The sequence below is a fragment of the Mesorhizobium loti CJ3sym genome (assembly GCF_000472785.1).
GTDB classification, from domain to species: domain Bacteria; phylum Pseudomonadota; class Alphaproteobacteria; order Rhizobiales; family Rhizobiaceae; genus Mesorhizobium; species Mesorhizobium loti_E.
The window spans coordinates 259,239-275,514 of sequence record NZ_AXAL01000007.1 but is presented as its reverse complement, the minus strand read 5'-3'; the positions used below and the strand labels follow the sequence as shown (position 1 = coordinate 275,514).

The 16,276-nt window shown below is 62.6% G+C and carries 12 protein-coding genes and 1 pseudogene; 8 read left to right on the top strand and 5 right to left on the bottom strand.

What is annotated here, in order from left to right:
- The first annotated feature begins 1 nt into the window (after position 1).
- Entirely contained in the window at positions 2-499 is a 498-nt protein-coding gene (gene moaC, locus A3A9_RS0111710) for a cyclic pyranopterin monophosphate synthase MoaC (RefSeq protein ID WP_027058953.1), read from the top strand.
- A complete protein-coding gene (locus A3A9_RS0111705) occupies positions 499-1,704 on the top strand; it encodes a molybdopterin molybdotransferase MoeA (protein WP_027058952.1) in 1,206 nt (401 codons plus the stop codon). The genes moaC and A3A9_RS0111705 overlap by 1 nt, the downstream gene beginning before the upstream one ends.
- Before the next feature lie 47 nt (positions 1,705-1,751).
- On the opposite strand, the gene A3A9_RS0111700 is transcribed toward A3A9_RS0111705, so the two are convergent.
- A complete protein-coding gene (locus A3A9_RS0111700; protein ID WP_027058951.1) occupies positions 1,752-2,582 on the bottom strand; it encodes an alpha/beta hydrolase in 831 nt (276 codons plus the stop codon).
- A gap of 310 nt (positions 2,583-2,892) precedes the next feature.
- Between A3A9_RS0111700 and A3A9_RS0111695 the strand changes: the two genes are divergently transcribed.
- From A3A9_RS0111695 to lexA, 4 genes are all read left to right on the top strand, one after another.
- The gene (locus tag A3A9_RS0111695) at positions 2,893-4,518 is read left to right on the top strand and encodes an AMP-binding protein (RefSeq protein WP_027058950.1); all 1,626 of its coding nucleotides are present in this window, start codon (positions 2,893-2,895) and stop codon (positions 4,516-4,518) included.
- Entirely contained in the window at positions 4,515-5,351 is an 837-nt protein-coding gene (gene kynA / locus A3A9_RS0111690) for a tryptophan 2,3-dioxygenase (RefSeq protein ID WP_027058949.1), read from the top strand. The genes A3A9_RS0111695 and kynA overlap by 4 nt, the downstream gene beginning before the upstream one ends.
- A gap of 81 nt (positions 5,352-5,432) precedes the next feature.
- Positions 5,433-6,680, top strand: coding sequence for a kynureninase (gene kynU, locus A3A9_RS0111685; RefSeq protein ID WP_027058948.1), 1,248 nt, complete (start codon positions 5,433-5,435; stop codon positions 6,678-6,680).
- Between the two features lie 444 nt (positions 6,681-7,124).
- Complete coding sequence (lexA, locus tag A3A9_RS0111680; RefSeq protein ID WP_027058947.1) at positions 7,125-7,865, top strand: transcriptional repressor LexA; 741 nt, start codon at positions 7,125-7,127, stop codon at positions 7,863-7,865.
- Here lexA and A3A9_RS41150 read toward each other — a convergent pair.
- Positions 7,859-10,319, bottom strand: a pseudogene (locus tag A3A9_RS41150) (ComEC/Rec2 family competence protein). The gene lexA and the pseudogene A3A9_RS41150 overlap by 7 nt on opposite strands.
- 102 nt (positions 10,320-10,421) lie before the next feature.
- On the opposite strand from A3A9_RS41150, the gene gltX reads away from it, so the two are divergent.
- Together gltX and gltA are read left to right on the top strand one after the other, a co-directional pair.
- Positions 10,422-11,846 (top strand): glutamate--tRNA ligase, encoded by a 1,425-nt coding sequence (gene gltX / locus A3A9_RS0111670; RefSeq protein ID WP_027058946.1) that lies wholly within the window; start codon positions 10,422-10,424, stop codon positions 11,844-11,846.
- 183 nt (positions 11,847-12,029) lie between these two features.
- Complete coding sequence (gene gltA / locus A3A9_RS0111665; protein ID WP_027058945.1) at positions 12,030-13,352, top strand: citrate synthase; 1,323 nt, start codon at positions 12,030-12,032, stop codon at positions 13,350-13,352.
- A 31-nt stretch (positions 13,353-13,383) separates the two neighbouring features.
- On the opposite strand, the gene lpxB is transcribed toward gltA, so the two are convergent.
- From lpxB to lpxA, 3 genes are read right to left on the bottom strand one after another with little or no spacing between them, the layout of a single operon-like run.
- Positions 13,384-14,559: a lipid-A-disaccharide synthase gene (gene lpxB / locus A3A9_RS0111660; RefSeq protein WP_027058944.1), complete on the bottom strand. Its 1,176-nt coding sequence runs from the start codon at positions 14,557-14,559 to the stop codon at positions 13,384-13,386.
- Positions 14,552-15,466 (bottom strand): LpxI family protein, encoded by a 915-nt coding sequence (locus tag A3A9_RS0111655; protein ID WP_027058976.1) that lies wholly within the window; start codon positions 15,464-15,466, stop codon positions 14,552-14,554. The genes lpxB and A3A9_RS0111655 overlap by 8 nt, the downstream gene beginning before the upstream one ends.
- The gene (gene lpxA, locus A3A9_RS0111650; RefSeq protein WP_027058943.1) at positions 15,438-16,271 is read right to left on the bottom strand and encodes an acyl-ACP--UDP-N-acetylglucosamine O-acyltransferase; all 834 of its coding nucleotides are present in this window, start codon (positions 16,269-16,271) and stop codon (positions 15,438-15,440) included. Before lpxA ends, A3A9_RS0111655 begins: the two co-directional genes overlap by 29 nt.
- Between the last annotated feature and the right edge of the window lie 5 nt (positions 16,272-16,276).

Genomic DNA, 16,276 nt, shown 5'->3' with positions numbered 1-16,276 from the left:
AATGACATCAGCCCTTACCCATCTCGGCGCGCAGGGCGAGGCCAATATGGTCGATGTCGGCGACAAGGAAGAGACGACGCGAACCGCGATCGCCGAAGGCTTTGTTTCGATGCAGCCCGAGACGCTGAAGACCATTCTCGCCGGCAACGCCAAGAAAGGCGATGTGCTCGGCACGGCGCGCATCGCCGGCATTATGGCGGCGAAGAAGACGCATGAGCTGATCCCGCTCTGCCATCCGTTGCTCCTGACCAAGGTTTCCGTCGACATCGAGCCCGACCATGCGCTGCCGGGCCTGAAGGTCACCGCCTTGGCGCGCGTCACCGGCAAGACCGGCGTCGAGATGGAAGCGCTGACCGCCGCGTCCGTGGCCTGCCTGACCATTTACGACATGGCAAAGGCGGTGGACCGCGCCATGGTCATCTCCGGCATCCGATTGGTCGAAAAGACCGGCGGCAAGTCAGGCGACTACAAGGCCACCGAACATGCGGCAGGCGCCTGATGGCGCTGGTTCCGGTCGCGGAAGCACTCGAACGCCTGCTTGATGGTTCAGCCCCCCTGGCCGGCGAAGGTGTCCCTCTGTTCGAGGCCGTGGATCGCGTTCTCGCTGAACCGGTCGTGGCACTTCGCACCCAGCCGCCCTTCAACGCCTCGGCCATGGACGGCTATGCTATCCGCACCGCCGATGTGGCCTCAGTACCGTCGAAACTCTCGGTGATCGGCATGGCGCCGGCCGGGCGTGGCTTTGACGGCACTGTCGGCGAGCGCCAGGCGGTACGCATCTTCACCGGCGCTCCGCTGCCTGACGGCGCCGACACCATCGTCATCCAGGAAAACGTCCGGGATCTCGGCGGCGGCCATATCGAAGTGATCGAACCGACAGCGGAATGGCGCAACATCCGCCGTATCGGCCTCGACTTTTCCAAAGGCGACGTCTTGCTGGAGAAAGGCCGCTTGCTCGACCCGGCGGCGCTTTCGCTGGCCGCGTCGGCCAACCATCCCGTGGTCACAGTGGTCAGGCGGCCGCTAGTCGCCATCATCGCTACCGGAGACGAGTTGCTGCCGCCGGGCAGCGAGCTCGGGCCGGATCAGATCATCTCGTCCAACGCCTATGGTGTTGCTGCCGCTGCGCAATCGGTCGGCGCTCGTGCTCTCGATCTCGGCATTGCCCCCGATCGCAAAGAGGCAATTGCCGCGCTGGTGCACAAAGCCGTCGCGGCCGGTGCGGATGTCATCGTCACGCTTGGCGGCGCCTCGGTCGGCGACCACGACTTGATCCATGACGTGCTGACTGGCGAAGGCATGGCGCTCGGCTTCTGGAAGATCGCCATGCGCCCCGGCAAGCCGCTGATGTTCGGCCGCCTCGGCAACATCAGGTGCATCGGCTTGCCCGGTAACCCGGTGGCCAGCCTGGTCTGCTCGCAATTGTTCCTGAAGCCGCTCCTGGCCAGGCTCGGCGGCCGCAATCATCGTCAGGACATTCGTCCGGCACGATTGGGCGCCGCAATGCCGGCCAACGACCTGCGCCAGGATTATGTGCGGGCGGTGGTCAGGGAAGACGATTCCGGGCTGGTGGCGACGCCGTTCAACATCCAGGATTCCTCGATGCTGAGGATGCTGGCCGACGCCAACGGGTTGATCGTGCGGGCGCCATTTGCCTCTGCATCCGCGACCGGAGACCCTTGCAGGGTCCTGATGTTGCGCTGAAGTAGCGCAATATAACCAACTGATAGAATTACAGAAAATGATCCCTTCTATTCCGAGATCAAGGTCCGCGTCAGCGCATGTGCCGGATCGGCAAGCCCATCGACAACGTCGTAATGATGCCGGTCGGGTTCGACCACCGTGCAGGTCGTGGCGCCAAGACCGGTCCAGATGTTGGCCAGCAGCGCATTCTGGCGCAGGAACTCCGAGCGCTCACCGCCGCCGGCCCAGCAGGTGATGCGAACACCCTCCATGGGGCGCAGCAGCGCCGGGCTTTCCGCCAGGGCTTCAGCCTCATCGATTGCCAGAGCCGCGTTCATGCCTATGCGCATCAGCGGGCGCAGGTCATGCAGGCCTGAAATCGAGACGACGTGGCGTATGCGCTTTGCCACATCGGCGGCCAGAAACGTTGACGTTGTCACCATGCGGCTGGCGAGATGTCCGCCGGCCGAATGTCCGGTCAGCATCAACGGTCCCCCGACCATCGCCGCCGCCGTGTCGATCGCCGCGCCAATTTCGCGGACAATGCCGGCGATACGGATGTCCGGGCACAGCGTGTAGGACGGCATCGCCACGGCGAAGCCGTTGCTGACCGCGCCTTTGGCCAGGTGTGACCAGGTGCTCTTGTCGGACTCCAGCCAGTAACCGCCATGGATGAAGACGACGAGCCCCTTGGGAGCCGTCGCCGGAAGGAAAAGATCGAGCCGATTGCGCGGTCGGTCGCCATAGGCGATGTCGATGCGTGCCCGGCCCTGCGCCGACAGCGCGTCACGAAAGGCTTGCGCCGGTTCTGCCCACGCGGCCGGCCAACGGTTGCTGCCGGCGATGTTCGCGCCATTGGCATAGGCATTGTTCCAATCGGCAATGCGATGTCCAGGCATCGGCACCCTCCCCAAAGCGCGTCCGTTTCAGCGCCAGCAATCGCCGCCACCATGCCATGCATCGACGTTCCAGGCAAAAACATTTTAGGCTTGAAACAAATTTCGACTGGTGCGATCCTGCCCCACGAACAGCGACAATGGGAGGTCTGCTGTGCTGTCCAAACCTGCGGATGGCCACCTTTGCCGGTGGTGTCTCGAACAGACGTAGCTGGCTGCACGAAGCCTCTCGCGAAAAGATGGGAACTTCAGATCCACCACCTCGGACAGATGCTTCGCGCACTGGCCAGGCAGCAGATGGGATGGCGGCGACATGCTTGGGCCTTCAGCGCATATCGACACTTTCACGCGCGATCATCTGCCGCCGCCGGATCAATGGCCTGATATCCTGCTCGACGGCTTCGACTATCCGGAACGCCTCAACGCCGGTGTCGAATTGACGGACAGGCTGGTCGAGAAGGGCCTTGGCGATCACACCGCCCTGATCGGCAATGGCCGCCGCCGCACCTACAAGGAACTGTCCGACTGGACGAACAGGCTCGCCCACGCGCTGGTCGAGAATTACGGCGTCAAGCCGGGCAACCGGGTGCTGATCCGCTCCGCCAACAACCCCGCAATGGTCGCCTGCTGGCTGGCCGCCACCAAGGTCGGCGCCGTGGTCGTCAACACCATGCCGATGCTGCGTGCCGGCGAACTCACCAAGATCGTCGAAAAGGCGGAGATCACGATTGCCCTTTGCGACACCAGGCTGATGGACGAGATGACCGCCTGCGCCAAGAACAGCGCGTTCCTCAAGCAGGTCATCGGCTTCGATGGCACCGCCAACCATGATGCCGAACTCGATCGTGCTGCCCTCGACAAGCCGGTCACCTTCACCGCCGTCAACACCGGCCGCGACGATGTCGCCCTGCTCGGCTTCACCTCGGGCACGACGGGCGTGCCGAAGGCGACGATGCATTTCCACCGCGACCTGCTGATCATCGCCGACGCCTACGCCCGCGAGATTCTGCAGGTGACGCCGGACGACATCTTTGTCGGCTCGCCGCCACTCGCCTTCACCTTCGGCCTTGGCGGGCTCGCCATCTTTCCCCTGCGCTTCGGTGCCGCGGCAACGCTGCTGGAACAGGCGACGCCGCCCAACATGATCCACATCATCGAGACCTACAAAGCGACCATCTCCTTCACCGCGCCGACCGCCTATCGCGCGATGCTGAAGGCCATGGATGAAGGGGCAGACCTGTCATCGCTGCGCGTTGCCGTTTCGGCGGGCGAAACATTGCCCGCTCCGGTCTTTGAAGAGTGGACGAAAAAGACCGGTAAGCCGATCCTCGACGGCATCGGCGCCACTGAAATGCTGCACATCTTCATCACCAACCGCTTTGACGACATGAAGCCTGCTTCCACAGGTAAACCGGTCGGCGGCTACGAGGCGCGCATCGTCGACGACGCGATGCGCGAGGTGCCGCGCGGCGAGACCGGACGGCTGGCAGTGCGCGGCCCGACCGGCTGCCGCTACATGGCCGACGACAGGCAGAAGGAGTATGTGCGCGACGGCTGGAACCTCACCGGCGACACTTTTACCCAGGACGAGGACGGTTTCTTCCATTTCGCCGCGCGCTCCGACGACATGATCGTCAGCGCCGGCTACAACATCGCCGGGCCCGAGGTCGAGGCAGCACTGCTGTCGCATCCCGATGTCGCCGAATGCGCTGTGATCGGCGCCAGGGACGCCGAACGCGGCGAGATCGTCGAGGCGCATGTCGTGCTGGTGCCAGGTGTTTCGCCCGACGCGCTGACCATCAAGCGCCTGCAGGACCACGTCAAGGCAACCATTGCGCCCTACAAATATCCGCGCTCGGTCAAATTCATCGCCGCCCTTCCCAAGACGCAGACCGGCAAGATCCAGCGCTTCCGGCTGCGCATGGAGAAAATCAATTGAGCGAGCCCTACGATCCGGCGTCCGAAGGCGCGCAGATGTCGTTCAAGGAGCGCATGTCCTACAGCGACTATCTGCATCTGGAAAAAGTGCTGGAGGCGCAGACGCCGCTATCTTCGGCGCATGACGAGATGCTGTTCATCATCCAGCACCAGACCTCCGAACTCTGGATGAAGCTCGCTTTGCACGAGATTGGTGCCGCGATCCGCTCCATCCGCGCCGATCGGCTCGAGCCTAGCTTCAAGATGCTGTCGCGCGTCGCCCGCATTTTCGAGCAGCTCAACAACGCCTGGGACGTGCTGCGCACCATGACCCCCAGCGAATACACCGAGTTCCGCGACGCGCTCGGCCAATCCTCGGGCTTCCAGTCCTGGCAGTATCGCGCCATCGAATTCATGGCCGGCAACCGCAACCTTGCGATGCTTGGCCCCCACAAGCACCGGCCGGACCTCAGCGGCAAGCTGGAAGCGATCCTCGCCGAGCCGTCGCTCTACGACGAAACTTTGCTGCTTCTGGCGCGCAACGGGTTCGACATCGGCGCCGACGCCAAGCGCACCGACTGGCGCGAAACCCGCACCGAGAATGAAGAGGTCCTGGTCGCCTGGCAGACCGTCTACCGCGATCCGCAGCGCTATTGGATGTTTTACGAACTGGCCGAGAAACTGGTCGATTTCGAGGACTATTTCCGTCGCTGGCGCTTCAACCATGTCACCACGGTTGAACGCATCATCGGCATGAAACGCGGCACCGGCGGCACGTCAGGCGCGTCCTATCTGAAGAAGATGCTTGAGGTCGTGCTGTTTCCCGAGCTCTGGACGGTCCGCACCCGGCTCTGAAATCATCGATCGAGAACAATGGCACCGGGCGGATGTCATAGTGGCAGGGATCCGTCGCGAATAAGCAAGGACTGAATGACCATGAGTGGAATTCCTGATCTCGCTGCAATCGAAGCAATGGATGCCGCGGATCCGTTGCGAGCGATGCGCGATTGTTTCATTCTGCCCGATGGGGTGATCTATCTCGACGGCAATTCACTTGGCGCGGCGTCCCACGCCGTCTTCGGCGAACTGCAGAAAGCAGCAACCCAGGAATGGGCCCAGGATCTCATCCGAGCCTGGAACACAGCCGGATGGTTCGAGATGCCACTGGAGCTCGGCGATCAACTTGGACGCCTGATCGGAGCCGCCGCCGGCCAGACCGTGGTCTGCGACACGACGTCGATCAACATCTACAAGGTGCTGCATGCGGCGCTGAACATGCGGCCAGGCCGGCCGGTCATCGTCGCCGAGGGCGACAGTTTTCCCACCGATCTGTACATCGCCGAAGGCGTCGCCTCGACCCGAGAGGGCATCTTGCTGCGGCTGGCTGGCGTCGACGCGCCAACCATCGAAGAGCTGATCGACGAAAACGTAGCAGTGGTGCTGGTCAATCACGTCAACTACAAATCGGGTGAACTGCGCGACATGGCGGCGCTGACGCGCAAGGCTCATGCCGCCGGAGCGCTGATCATTTGGGATTTGTGCCATACCGCAGGCGCTCTACCCGTCGAACTCGACCGTGCGAATGCCGATTTCGCCATCGGCTGCACGTATAAGTATCTCAACGGCGGTCCTGGCGCACCGGCCTTTATCTACGCCGCGCAACGTCATCATGGCGATATCAGCCAACCGCTCAGCGGCTGGTGGGGGCATGCCCGCCCCTTTGCGTTTGAACGCGGTTACGTCGCAGGAACCGGCATTCGCCGCTTTCTCTGCGGCACGCAGCCCGTCCTGTCGATGCGGGCGCTCAAGGGTGCGCTCGCCATCTGGGACGATGTCGACATGGATGCGTTGCGGAAGAAGAGCGTCGCACTGACCGAATTGTTCATCCAACTCGTCGAAGCGAAGTGCGGCGCCTATGGTCTCACGCTGGAAACCATCCGCGACGCGACCAAGCGTGGCAGTCAGGTGTCGTTCCTTCACGATCACGGCTATCAGGTCATGCGAGCCTTGATTGAGCGCGGTGTGATCGGCGACTTCCGCGCGCCGTCCACCATCCGTTTCGGATTTACGCCGCTCTACGTCGCCTACAAGGATGTGTGGCTGGCGGTTGAGGTCCTGCAAGACATTCTACGCGCCGGCGCATGGAAGGATCCGCGTTTCGCCGTCAAGGAGTCCGTCACCTGAAGCGGCGATCCTAGCGATCGGTTGTCACCGGCCGTATAACGAGCAGCGAGTTTCCAGTTCACAAATGGGTAGCCTCTCGGTCGAGGCGCTAATGGTCGCGGACAAGCCAGAGGTTGGCATTTTGGCTTCGTTTCGTTCACGGCAAACGAGCGTCCTCAAAACTGTATATGCGTGGCATGGAACTCTGTAGCCGACTGATGCCAAGCCAAGCCGCCGGATAGGCCACAAGCCATTAACCAAAGCGATTTCAATGGTCGCCAACATGCGGCGACAGGGTTGACGCGTCAGTCATTGCCGCAGCCGCCTGCCAAATAATTTCAGACGCGTTAACAAATTCACTAAACTTTAAACGGTTGCAGAACACAACTGGAACAGATAGTGTTTGTTCTGGGTTTGTTTTTCGATTCTGGTTCAAACCCTTCGTTCAATGCCTTGGGGGCCGCCATGCTGACGCGCAAGCAACATGAACTCTTGATGTTCATTCATGAACGGCTGAAGGAAAGCGGTATCCCGCCGTCCTTCGACGAGATGAAGGAAGCGCTCGATCTCGCCTCCAAGTCAGGCATCCATCGCCTGATCACGGCACTGGAGGAACGCGGCTTTATCAGGCGGCTGCCCAACCGGGCACGCGCGCTGGAGGTGCTGCGGCTGCCGGATTCAATCGCGCCGGGTCTCAACGCGGCCAAGAAATTCTCGCCAAGCGTCATCCAGGGCAGTCTTGGTCAAGGCGGCCTTGGCCGCCAACTCAAGCCTGCAACGCCATCGCGCCTGCCCGCTGCCGGTAATGATGACGACGTGGTTTCGGCGGTGTCGATCCCTGTGATGGGCCGTATCGCCGCCGGTGTGCCCATCGATGCCATTCAGCATCAGACGCATTCCATTTCGGTGCCGCCGGACATGATCATGGGCGGCGAACATTATGCGCTGGAGGTCAAGGGCGACTCGATGATCGAGGCCGGCATCTTCGACGGTGACACCGTCATCATCCGCAATGCCGATACCGCCCAGCCTGGCGAGATCATCGTGGCGCTGGTGGATGAGGAGGAAGCGACGCTGAAGCGGTTCCGCCGCAAGGGTGACTCGATCGCCCTTGAAGCCGCCAATCCGGCCTATGAAACGCGTATTTTCGGACCGGACAGGGTCAAGGTGCAAGGCAAGCTGGTCGGGCTGATCCGGCGCTACTGAAGCGGTGGCGGTTTAACGGTTGGCTTTTCGGGTTTCTTGTAAGGTGGCAGGCCCCTCGCCTCACGCGAGAATTTGCGTTGCGCGTGCCAGGGTCGGTACGGGCTGTCCACGGCGAAGCTGACGGTTGCCGGCGTGATCGCCGATTGGCGATCGAAAAAGACGGCCGCGCTGCCTTTGCGGGCAAGCTGCCGCTTGGTGATGACGAGAACCAGCGGGTTGTGACAGGCATCATAGCCGGTTGCGTCGTTGACGATGATCAAGTCGGCGAAGCCGCAGGCCTTCCAGGTGTCCTTGCGGTCTTCGACATAGGCAATGATCGCACCGGATGTGTGCTTGGCCAGACAAACGCCTGAAGTGCAATAGAACGGCGCTCCTGGCGGCAGTTCCGTGGCATCCGCGATCTCGAATTGTCCGTCACCTCTGGTGAAGGTTTCCGGCGCGACGATGGTTTCGGATGTCAGAGCGCGTTTCCAGTTGTCGACCATGAATTCGTTTGGACGCGCGCGGCTGACGGCGAGTTCGCCGCCCCCGATCGGCATCGCAACCAGCCTGGCGTCCTCCGAGATCAACACATCCGGCGTTCGCGTGTCCGGGATGGTCAGCACACTGGCAAGCACGAAGGGAACCGCGGCAAGCCGAAGCCATGTCGTCGCCGTGGTCGCAATCACTAGGGCAATCGTCACCAGCAAGACGGACTGTTGGGAAATCAGGCCCGACCGCATCGACCGGAGAGCGCTCCGATATCCAGGCCGAGATGGCGATCATTGCGGTCAGGCCCTTGCCCATCAAATAGAGGGCAGGCCAATCCAGCCCAAATGGCATCAACAGCGCGCTGGCCACAGCCAGAAACATCACCACTGATACAATCGGCATGATGGCCAGATTGGCGATCAGGCTGAGCGGCGACACGCGCTGGAAATGCCAGATGGCAAACAGCGCCGTGGCACTGCCGGCGATGATGGAGGTCATGGCCAGCCCGCCTGTCGCCAGCAGAAATTTTCGCGCCAGAAAGCCGGGCAAGGATCGCTTTGGCGGCGGCGGTCTGGATTTTCCCGCACGATGATCCGCCCAACCCGCATAGGCGCCGACCAGCGCAGCCGTCGCCGCAAAGGACATCTGAAAACTTGGGCCCACCACCTCATGCGGCGATACCACAATGACGGCGATCGCCGAGATCGCCAGATTGCGCATGGTCAGCGCCGCCCGATCGAACAGCACTGCAATCAGCATCACCGCCAGCATGATGAAGCTGCGCTCGGCGGCAACGACGACGCCCGAAATGATGAGATAGGCGGCGATTGAGACCAGCGCTGCGGCGGCCGCGTATTTCTTCACCGGCCGGCGCGCGGAAAAATCTGGAAACAGCGCGAAGGCGCCGCGCAGCAGGCCCATGATGGTGCCGGCGACCAGCGCCATGTGCAGTCCTGAAATAGAGATGATGTGATAAATGCCGGTGCGCCGCATCGCTTCGTTGATTTCATCGGGAATGCCGGCACGAACGCCGACGATCAGCGCCGCCGCGATCTCGCCTTCGGCGCCGCTGACCGTGCCCCTGATATGATCGGCGATGGCTTCACGGGCATTTTCTATTCCTGAGGAAAGACGGGCCGAGATCGGCATGTCACCGTCGCTGGCCGATACAATTTTTGGATTGCCGAGAAAAAAGCCGCTGCCGCCGATGCCGGCGAAATAGCTGTCGAAGGAGAAGTCGTAGCTCTCCGGCCGCACCGGACCGGTTGGCGGCAACAGTTTGGCATAGCCGGTGATGAGTGAGCCCGCGGTCATCTCTGGCGGTATCTTGCGCGCCGAAAGCCGTACCCTTTCCGGCATGTAGCGCAGTTTCGGCCGGGCGGTCGCTGTCACGTCGATGGTCAGCCGGATGCGGCCAGTTTCCATTTGCTCGAGCGAGACCACACGCCCGGTCAGTTGTGTCGAGATTTCAGAACCGAGCATCTGCGTTCCGACCCGCCATGTCTCGACCTTGCCTGCGAGCAAACCCAGAGCGCACAGCAGCGCCGCCATGAAGCACAGATGGGTTTTCGGCCAGGAACGCGAGACAAGCGCACATATCCCCGTCAGCACGACGACCGCGATGAGCCTTGGGAAATCAGGCTCCGCGGCCAGCGAGAAATAGCCGACCGCCCCAACCGCCAGGCAGACCGGCACCAGCAGGAAGGCAATGCCCCGATCAAGCTCCATCTCCGCCGCAGTCGCCGCGCTACGACGCAGGCGCGGCAAAGAAACCTGGCCAAGTTGCCGACGGACCCGCACAATCCTGCCGTCGGCGGGCGAGACTGGCGCTGGAATATCCGCCTGAAAGGGTTGATTGCCAGGACCTGGAATGACAGGTGGTGGCGGCGGCGAGGCCGGCAAAGGCATCGCAAACAGGGATCGTTCGCTGACGCCGACATTAGCGTCCTCGCCCTGATCCAAGCTCCGGCCTCGTCCAGCCATCGGGTCTGCCCCTTGCACCCCTGACGCCCTATGCTACATGAACGCGCAAAGCGCGAAAGTCCGCGCACCGACACCCCGTTTCAGACGTTTCCCGAGAGTTCCATGTCCGACAAGGTCGTTACCCGTTTTGCCCCCTCGCCCACCGGCTACCTGCACATCGGTGGCGCGCGCACGGCGCTGTTCAACTGGCTGTACGCAAAGCACACCGACGGCACGATGGTGCTGCGCATCGAGGATACCGACCGCGAACGATTCAACGAGGCGGCGACCCAGGCCATTCTGGATGGGTTGACTTGGCTCGGGCTTTCCTGGGACGGCGAGGCCATATCGCAGTTCGAGCGCGCACCGCGCCACCGCGAGGTCGCCGAGGAACTCGTGCGCCTGGGCAAGGCCTATTACAGCTACGAGACACCAGCCGAACTCGAGGCGATGCGCGAGGCGGCACGCGCCAAGGGCCTGCCGCCGCGCTATGATGGCCAGTGGCGCGATCGCGATCCATCCGAGGCACCTCCCGGCGTCAAGGGCGCGATCCGCATCAAGGCGCCGACCGAGGGCGAGACGGTCGTGCACGACCGCGTCCAGGGCGAGGTGCGCTTTCCCAACAAGGATCTCGACGATTTCATCATCCTGCGCTCGGACGGCAACCCGACCTACATGCATGCCGTCGTCGTCGACGATCACGATATGGGTGTCACGCACATCATCCGTGGCGACGACCACCTGACCAATGCCGCCCGCCAGACCGTGATCTACAACGCCATGGGCTGGGACGTGCCGTCGATGTCGCACATCCCGCTGATCCACGGTGCCGATGGCGCGAAACTGTCGAAGCGGCATGGCGCGCTCGGCGTCGAGGCCTATCGCGCCATGGGCTACCTGCCTGAGGCGCTGCTCAACTACCTGGCGCGCCTCGGCTGGAGCCATGGCGATGACGAGATCATGTCGATCAAGGACATGATCTCGTGGTTCGACATCGGTGACGTCAACAAGGGCGCGGCCCGCTTCGATTTCGCCAAGCTGGAGGCGATCAACGGCGCGCATATGCGCCGCATGGCCGACCCCGAGCTGTTCGACATCTTCATCGCCACCTTGCCCTATCTCGAGGGCGGTCCGGCGATGGCCGCGCGTCTTGACGATCGCAACAAGGCGCAGTTGCTGGCAGCCCTTCCGGGGCTGAAGGAGCGCGCCAAGACACTGGTCGAGCTCGTCGACGGCGCCGCCTTCCTGTTTGCCACGCGGCCGCTGCCGATCGACGACAAGGCTGCACTCCTGCTCAATGACGATGCCCGCAAGATCCTGCGTGGCGCTCACGAAGCTTTGAACGCGCTTACAAGTGACTGGACGGCTGCCGCGGCCGAGGCTGCGATCCGCGAGGTTGCACTGGCTGGCGGCCACAAGCTCGGCGCCGTGGCCCAACCTTTAAGGGCCGCGCTGACCGGCAAGAGCACCTCGCCGGGTGTGTTCGACGTGCTTGCCGTGCTCGGGCGCGAGGAGAGCCTGGCGCGCATAGCGGATCAAATCGATTAGGAGCAAACTGGCCCAAGAAGATTGGCATTGAAAGGCGCGTTTCGCAGTGCAACATTAGGCCTTGGCCCAATCTGGCACGCACCTCCTGAAATGCGGTGGCGAATATGCGCATTGCGGTGATTTCGACGTGTCGCTCTGCGGAATTTGCCCTTGCCGGCATGAGGAAACAAGAAGGAGTTTGCAATGACCGAAGCTGCGAAAAAACTGGATGTGGGCGGCCATGAGGCTACGGCAACGCTTGAGTTCGCCGGCAAGACTCACGAGTTCAAGGTGCGAAGCGGCTCCGTCGGGCCCGACGTCATCGACATTGCCTCGCTCTACAGCACGACCGGCGCCTTCACCTACGATCCCGGCTTCACCTCGACCGCAAGCTGCGAGTCCGAAATCACCTTCATCGATGGCGATGCGGGTATTCTTCTCCATCGCGGCTACCCGATCGACCAGCTGGCCGAGCACGGCGACTTCCTCGAAGTCTGCTATCTCCTGCTCTATGGCGAACTGCCGACCAAGGCGCAGAAGGACGATTTCGATTACCGCGTGACGCGCCACACCATGGTGCACGAGCAGATGTCGCGTTTCTTCACCGGCTTCCGCCGCGACGCACACCCGATGGCGGTGATGTGCGGCGTGGTCGGCGCGCTGTCGGCCTTCTATCACGACTCCACCGACATCTCCGATCCCTACCAGCGCATGGTCGCGTCCATGCGGCTGATCGCCAAGATGCCGACGATCGCGGCCATGGCCTACAAATACCACATCGGCCAGCCCTTCATTTACCCGAAGAACGAGCTGAACTTCGCCGCCAACTTCCTGCATATGTGCTTCGCCGTGCCGTGCGAGGAGTACAAGATCAACCCGGTGCTGGCGCGCGCCATGGAACGCATCTTCATCCTGCACGCCGATCACGAGCAGAACGCCTCGACCTCGACCGTTCGTCTCGCCGGCTCGTCGGGCGCCAACCCGTTCGCCTGCATCGCCGCCGGCATCGCTTGCCTCTGGGGCCCGGCGCATGGCGGCGCCAATGAAGCGGCGCTGAACATGCTGGGCGAGATCGGCCATGTCGATCACATCCCGGAATTCATTGCCCGTGCCAAGGACAAGAACGACCCGTTCAGGCTGATGGGCTTCGGCCACCGCGTCTACAAGAACTATGATCCCCGTGCGAAAATCATGCAGAAGACCGCGCATGAGGTGCTGGGCGAGCTCGGCATCAAGGACGATCCGCTGCTCGACATCGCCATGGAACTGGAAAAGATCGCGCTGACCGATCCTTATTTCATCGAGAAGAAGCTCTACCCGAACGTCGACTTCTATTCCGGCATCACGCTGAAGGCGCTGGGCTTCCCCACCACCATGTTCACCGTGCTGTTCGCGGTCGCCCGCACCGTCGGCTGGATCGCGCAGTGGAAGGAGATGATCGAGGATCCGCGCCAGAAGATCGGCCGCCCGCGCCAGCTCTACACCGGTGCGCCGGAGCGTGACTACGTGCCGATCGCCAAGCGCTGACCGAAGCTATCTGATCGAAAAAAGGCGCCTCTCAGGGCGCCTTTTTTATTTGGCGCAGCACCACGCCCGCCGCGATCTCGCCAGATGGCTTGTCGGTCGCCATGCGCCTTGCGATTTCGGCAAAGCCTTGCTTCTGCCAGGCACGCATGCCGCTGTCGGCGAACAATGCTTCCATCTGCCGGGCCAGATTGTTCGGCTTGACGTACTCATTGTAGAACTCGGGAATGAGCGCACGATCGGCGATCAAATTGGGCAGCAGCGCCGACCAGACCGAGACGAAATAGGGGGCGATGGCCCGTGCGATAGGGTCCAGCCTGTAGCAGGACACCATCGGAACGCCCGACAGCGCCAACTCCAGAGAGACGGTACCGGACGAAATCAGCGCGGCATCGGCCTTGCCGAAGGCCTGCCATTTGCGCTGGGGATCGACGATGATTTCGGGCTTTTCGTCCCATCGGGTGACGCCAGCATGGACGAGCTCCGCGACATGCGGCACTGTCGGCAGCATCAGCCGAAGGCGATGGCCGCGAGCCTTCAGCATCGACACCGTCTCGCCAAACGGCTCCAGCAGACGTCGCACCTCGCTGCGCCGTGAACCGGGCAGCACCAGCAACGTCTTGACGCGATCCGCGGAGAGGTCGCGCGGCAGGTCTTGCGCCTTCGCCGCCGCCAGAACGCCCACATCATGGGTCAGGCGATGCCCGACATAAGTGCCGGGCGGACCACCAAGCCGCTCCAGTTCCTTGACCTCGAACGGCAGGATGCAGAGGATATGGTCGACATAGGGTTTCATTGCCGCCGCCCTGCCCGGCCGCCACGCCCATACACTCGGGCAGACATAGTGGATGATCGGGATCGACGGATTGGCCGCGCGCACTTTCCTGGCCACGCGCAGCGAAAAATCGGGGCTGTCGATGGTGACGAGGCAGTCCGGCTTTTCCTGAGCAACGGTCTTGGCCAGCTGGTTGATCCGCTGCATCAGCCGTGGCAGATCGCGCAGGACGGCGGTGAACCCCATGAGTGCGATCTCGCCGGCATCGAATGGCGATACCAGGCCCAGAGCCTGCAGATGGCGGCCACCCAGTCCGAGGAGTTGCACATCGCGACCGGTCGCATGTTTCAGCGAATGCACGATGTCGGCGCCGAGTACGTCTCCGGACTCTTCGCCGGCGACGATGGCAATCCTCAGTGGCCTGTCACTAACCATTAGCCGGCTCCACAGCAGGCAGACCGACGATGAAGAGGCCAAGTGCATTGGCCCGGGCGATGGTCGCAGGGCCTTCCAGAACCAGTGAACGTCCTGCCTCGACGGCAATGCCGGCCAATCCAGCCGCATGCGCCGCTTCCACCGTCTGCGGGCCAATTGAAGGAAGATCCGCGCGCAGCTCCTGACCGGGCTTGGCGCATTTGACGAGAACGCCACGGGTCTTGCCCGCGATGCGGCCGTGGCCGCGCAACAGCTTCGCCCGGTCGAGCAATCCAGCCGTCCCTTCAATGCCTTCCAGCGCGATGACGCGGCCACCGATCGCTATCGCCGCCTGGCCGATATCCAGCGCCCCGATGGCCTTCGCCGCGGCGAGCCCCGCTTCGATATCGTGCCGATCCGAATCCCTGGGTGCTGCTTTCGTCAACACGCCTTCGGCGGCAACAAGGGTCGGAACGATTTCGTGGGCGCCGACGACCTTTATTCCACGCGCCTCAAGGCCTCGCGCCAGCACCTTCAGCAGGCCGTCGTCGCCGCGCGCGAGTGCCATCACAACAAGCGGTATGACCGCAAGCAGGCTGAGGCTGGGGCGCAGATGTGTCAGTCTGGGTCTGCGCCTGATCTCACCCGCGAGCACCAGGTGGGTGATCCTGTGGCGCCTGAGCAAGGGGAGCAGTGAGCCGATGGCCTCCAGGGCAAGGGTCTCATGCTCATACTGGCGCAATTCGACCAGCCGGTCGGCCTCACCTTCCATGAGAATGATGAAGGGCGGGTAGCCCTGCCCGACCGAGCCTGCCGCGACTTCGACCGGCAGACTGCCGCCACCGGCGATGATGCCGACCTTGGCATCAGGCGAAAGATCGAGACCCCTCGCGACGACCTCAGTCTTCGTCATCGACGTCGTCGCCATCGCCGCCCCTGAGCGACGGCACGGCATAGTGCCGCTTGCCGCGGCTGGAGATGAAATCGATGATCTTCATGGCTGTCGGCGACGAGGCGAATTCCGCCTTGGCCAGCTCGACATTCTCGGCAACCGTGCGGGAACGATCGAAAATCGTCCTGTAGGCTTTGCGCAGCAGGTAGATTTCCGCGCGCGGCAGGCCGGCCCGCTTCAGGCCAATGATATTCAGGCCGCGCAGGCTGGCGCGGTTGCCGACGGCAATGGCATAGGGGATGACATCGCCGACAAACGCCGAGCATCCGCCGAGGAAAGCATTGTCGCCGACGCGCACGAATTGATGAACGGCGCTGAGGCCGCCAATATAGACGTTGTTGCCGACCTCGCAGTGGCCGCCCAGCGTCGCGCCATTGGCAAAGGTGGCATTGTTGCCGACAACGCAATCATGGGCGATGTGGGCGTAGGCGAGGAAATTGCCGTTGTCGCCGACCGTAGTTTCGCCGCGGCTGGTATCGGTACCGACATGCATGGTGACGCCTTCGCGGATGGTGCAATTGGCGCCGATGACCAGCGTGGTGCGACCGCCCTTGTGCTTGGTGTTCTGCGGCGGCGCGCCCAATGTCGCCATCGGATAGACCTTGGTCGACGCCCCGATGGTCGTCGCGCCCATCACCGAGACGTGGCTGACCAGTTCGACACCGTCGCCGATCATGGCATCGGCGCTGATGTGGCAAAACGGCCCTATACGGACACCCTGGCCAATTTTGGCGCCTTCTTCCACGACGGAGGAAGGATGGATTGAATTCTTGATTGTCATAAGCA

Excerpts from the sequence above, each read along its gene's own strand:
- A3A9_RS0111655 (WP_027058976.1), bottom strand. The coding sequence starts at position 15,466 with ATGGCGACGACGTCGATGACGAAGACTGAGGTCGTCGCGAGGGGTCTC.
- gltA (WP_027058945.1), top strand. The coding sequence starts at position 12,030 with ATGACCGAAGCTGCGAAAAAACTGGATGTGGGCGGCCATGAGGCTACG.
- lpxB (WP_027058944.1), bottom strand. The coding sequence starts at position 14,559 with ATGGTTAGTGACAGGCCACTGAGGATTGCCATCGTCGCCGGCGAAGAG.
- A3A9_RS0111695 (WP_027058950.1), top strand. The coding sequence starts at position 2,893 with ATGCTTGGGCCTTCAGCGCATATCGACACTTTCACGCGCGATCATCTG.
- lexA (WP_027058947.1), top strand. The coding sequence starts at position 7,125 with ATGCTGACGCGCAAGCAACATGAACTCTTGATGTTCATTCATGAACGG.
- moaC (WP_027058953.1), top strand. The coding sequence starts at position 2 with ATGACATCAGCCCTTACCCATCTCGGCGCGCAGGGCGAGGCCAATATG.
- A3A9_RS0111705 (WP_027058952.1), top strand. The coding sequence starts at position 499 with ATGGCGCTGGTTCCGGTCGCGGAAGCACTCGAACGCCTGCTTGATGGT.
- kynU (WP_027058948.1), top strand. The coding sequence starts at position 5,433 with ATGAGTGGAATTCCTGATCTCGCTGCAATCGAAGCAATGGATGCCGCG.
- A3A9_RS0111700 (WP_027058951.1), bottom strand. The coding sequence starts at position 2,582 with ATGCCTGGACATCGCATTGCCGATTGGAACAATGCCTATGCCAATGGC.
- lpxA (WP_027058943.1), bottom strand. The coding sequence starts at position 16,271 with ATGACAATCAAGAATTCAATCCATCCTTCCTCCGTCGTGGAAGAAGGC.
- gltX (WP_027058946.1), top strand. The coding sequence starts at position 10,422 with ATGTCCGACAAGGTCGTTACCCGTTTTGCCCCCTCGCCCACCGGCTAC.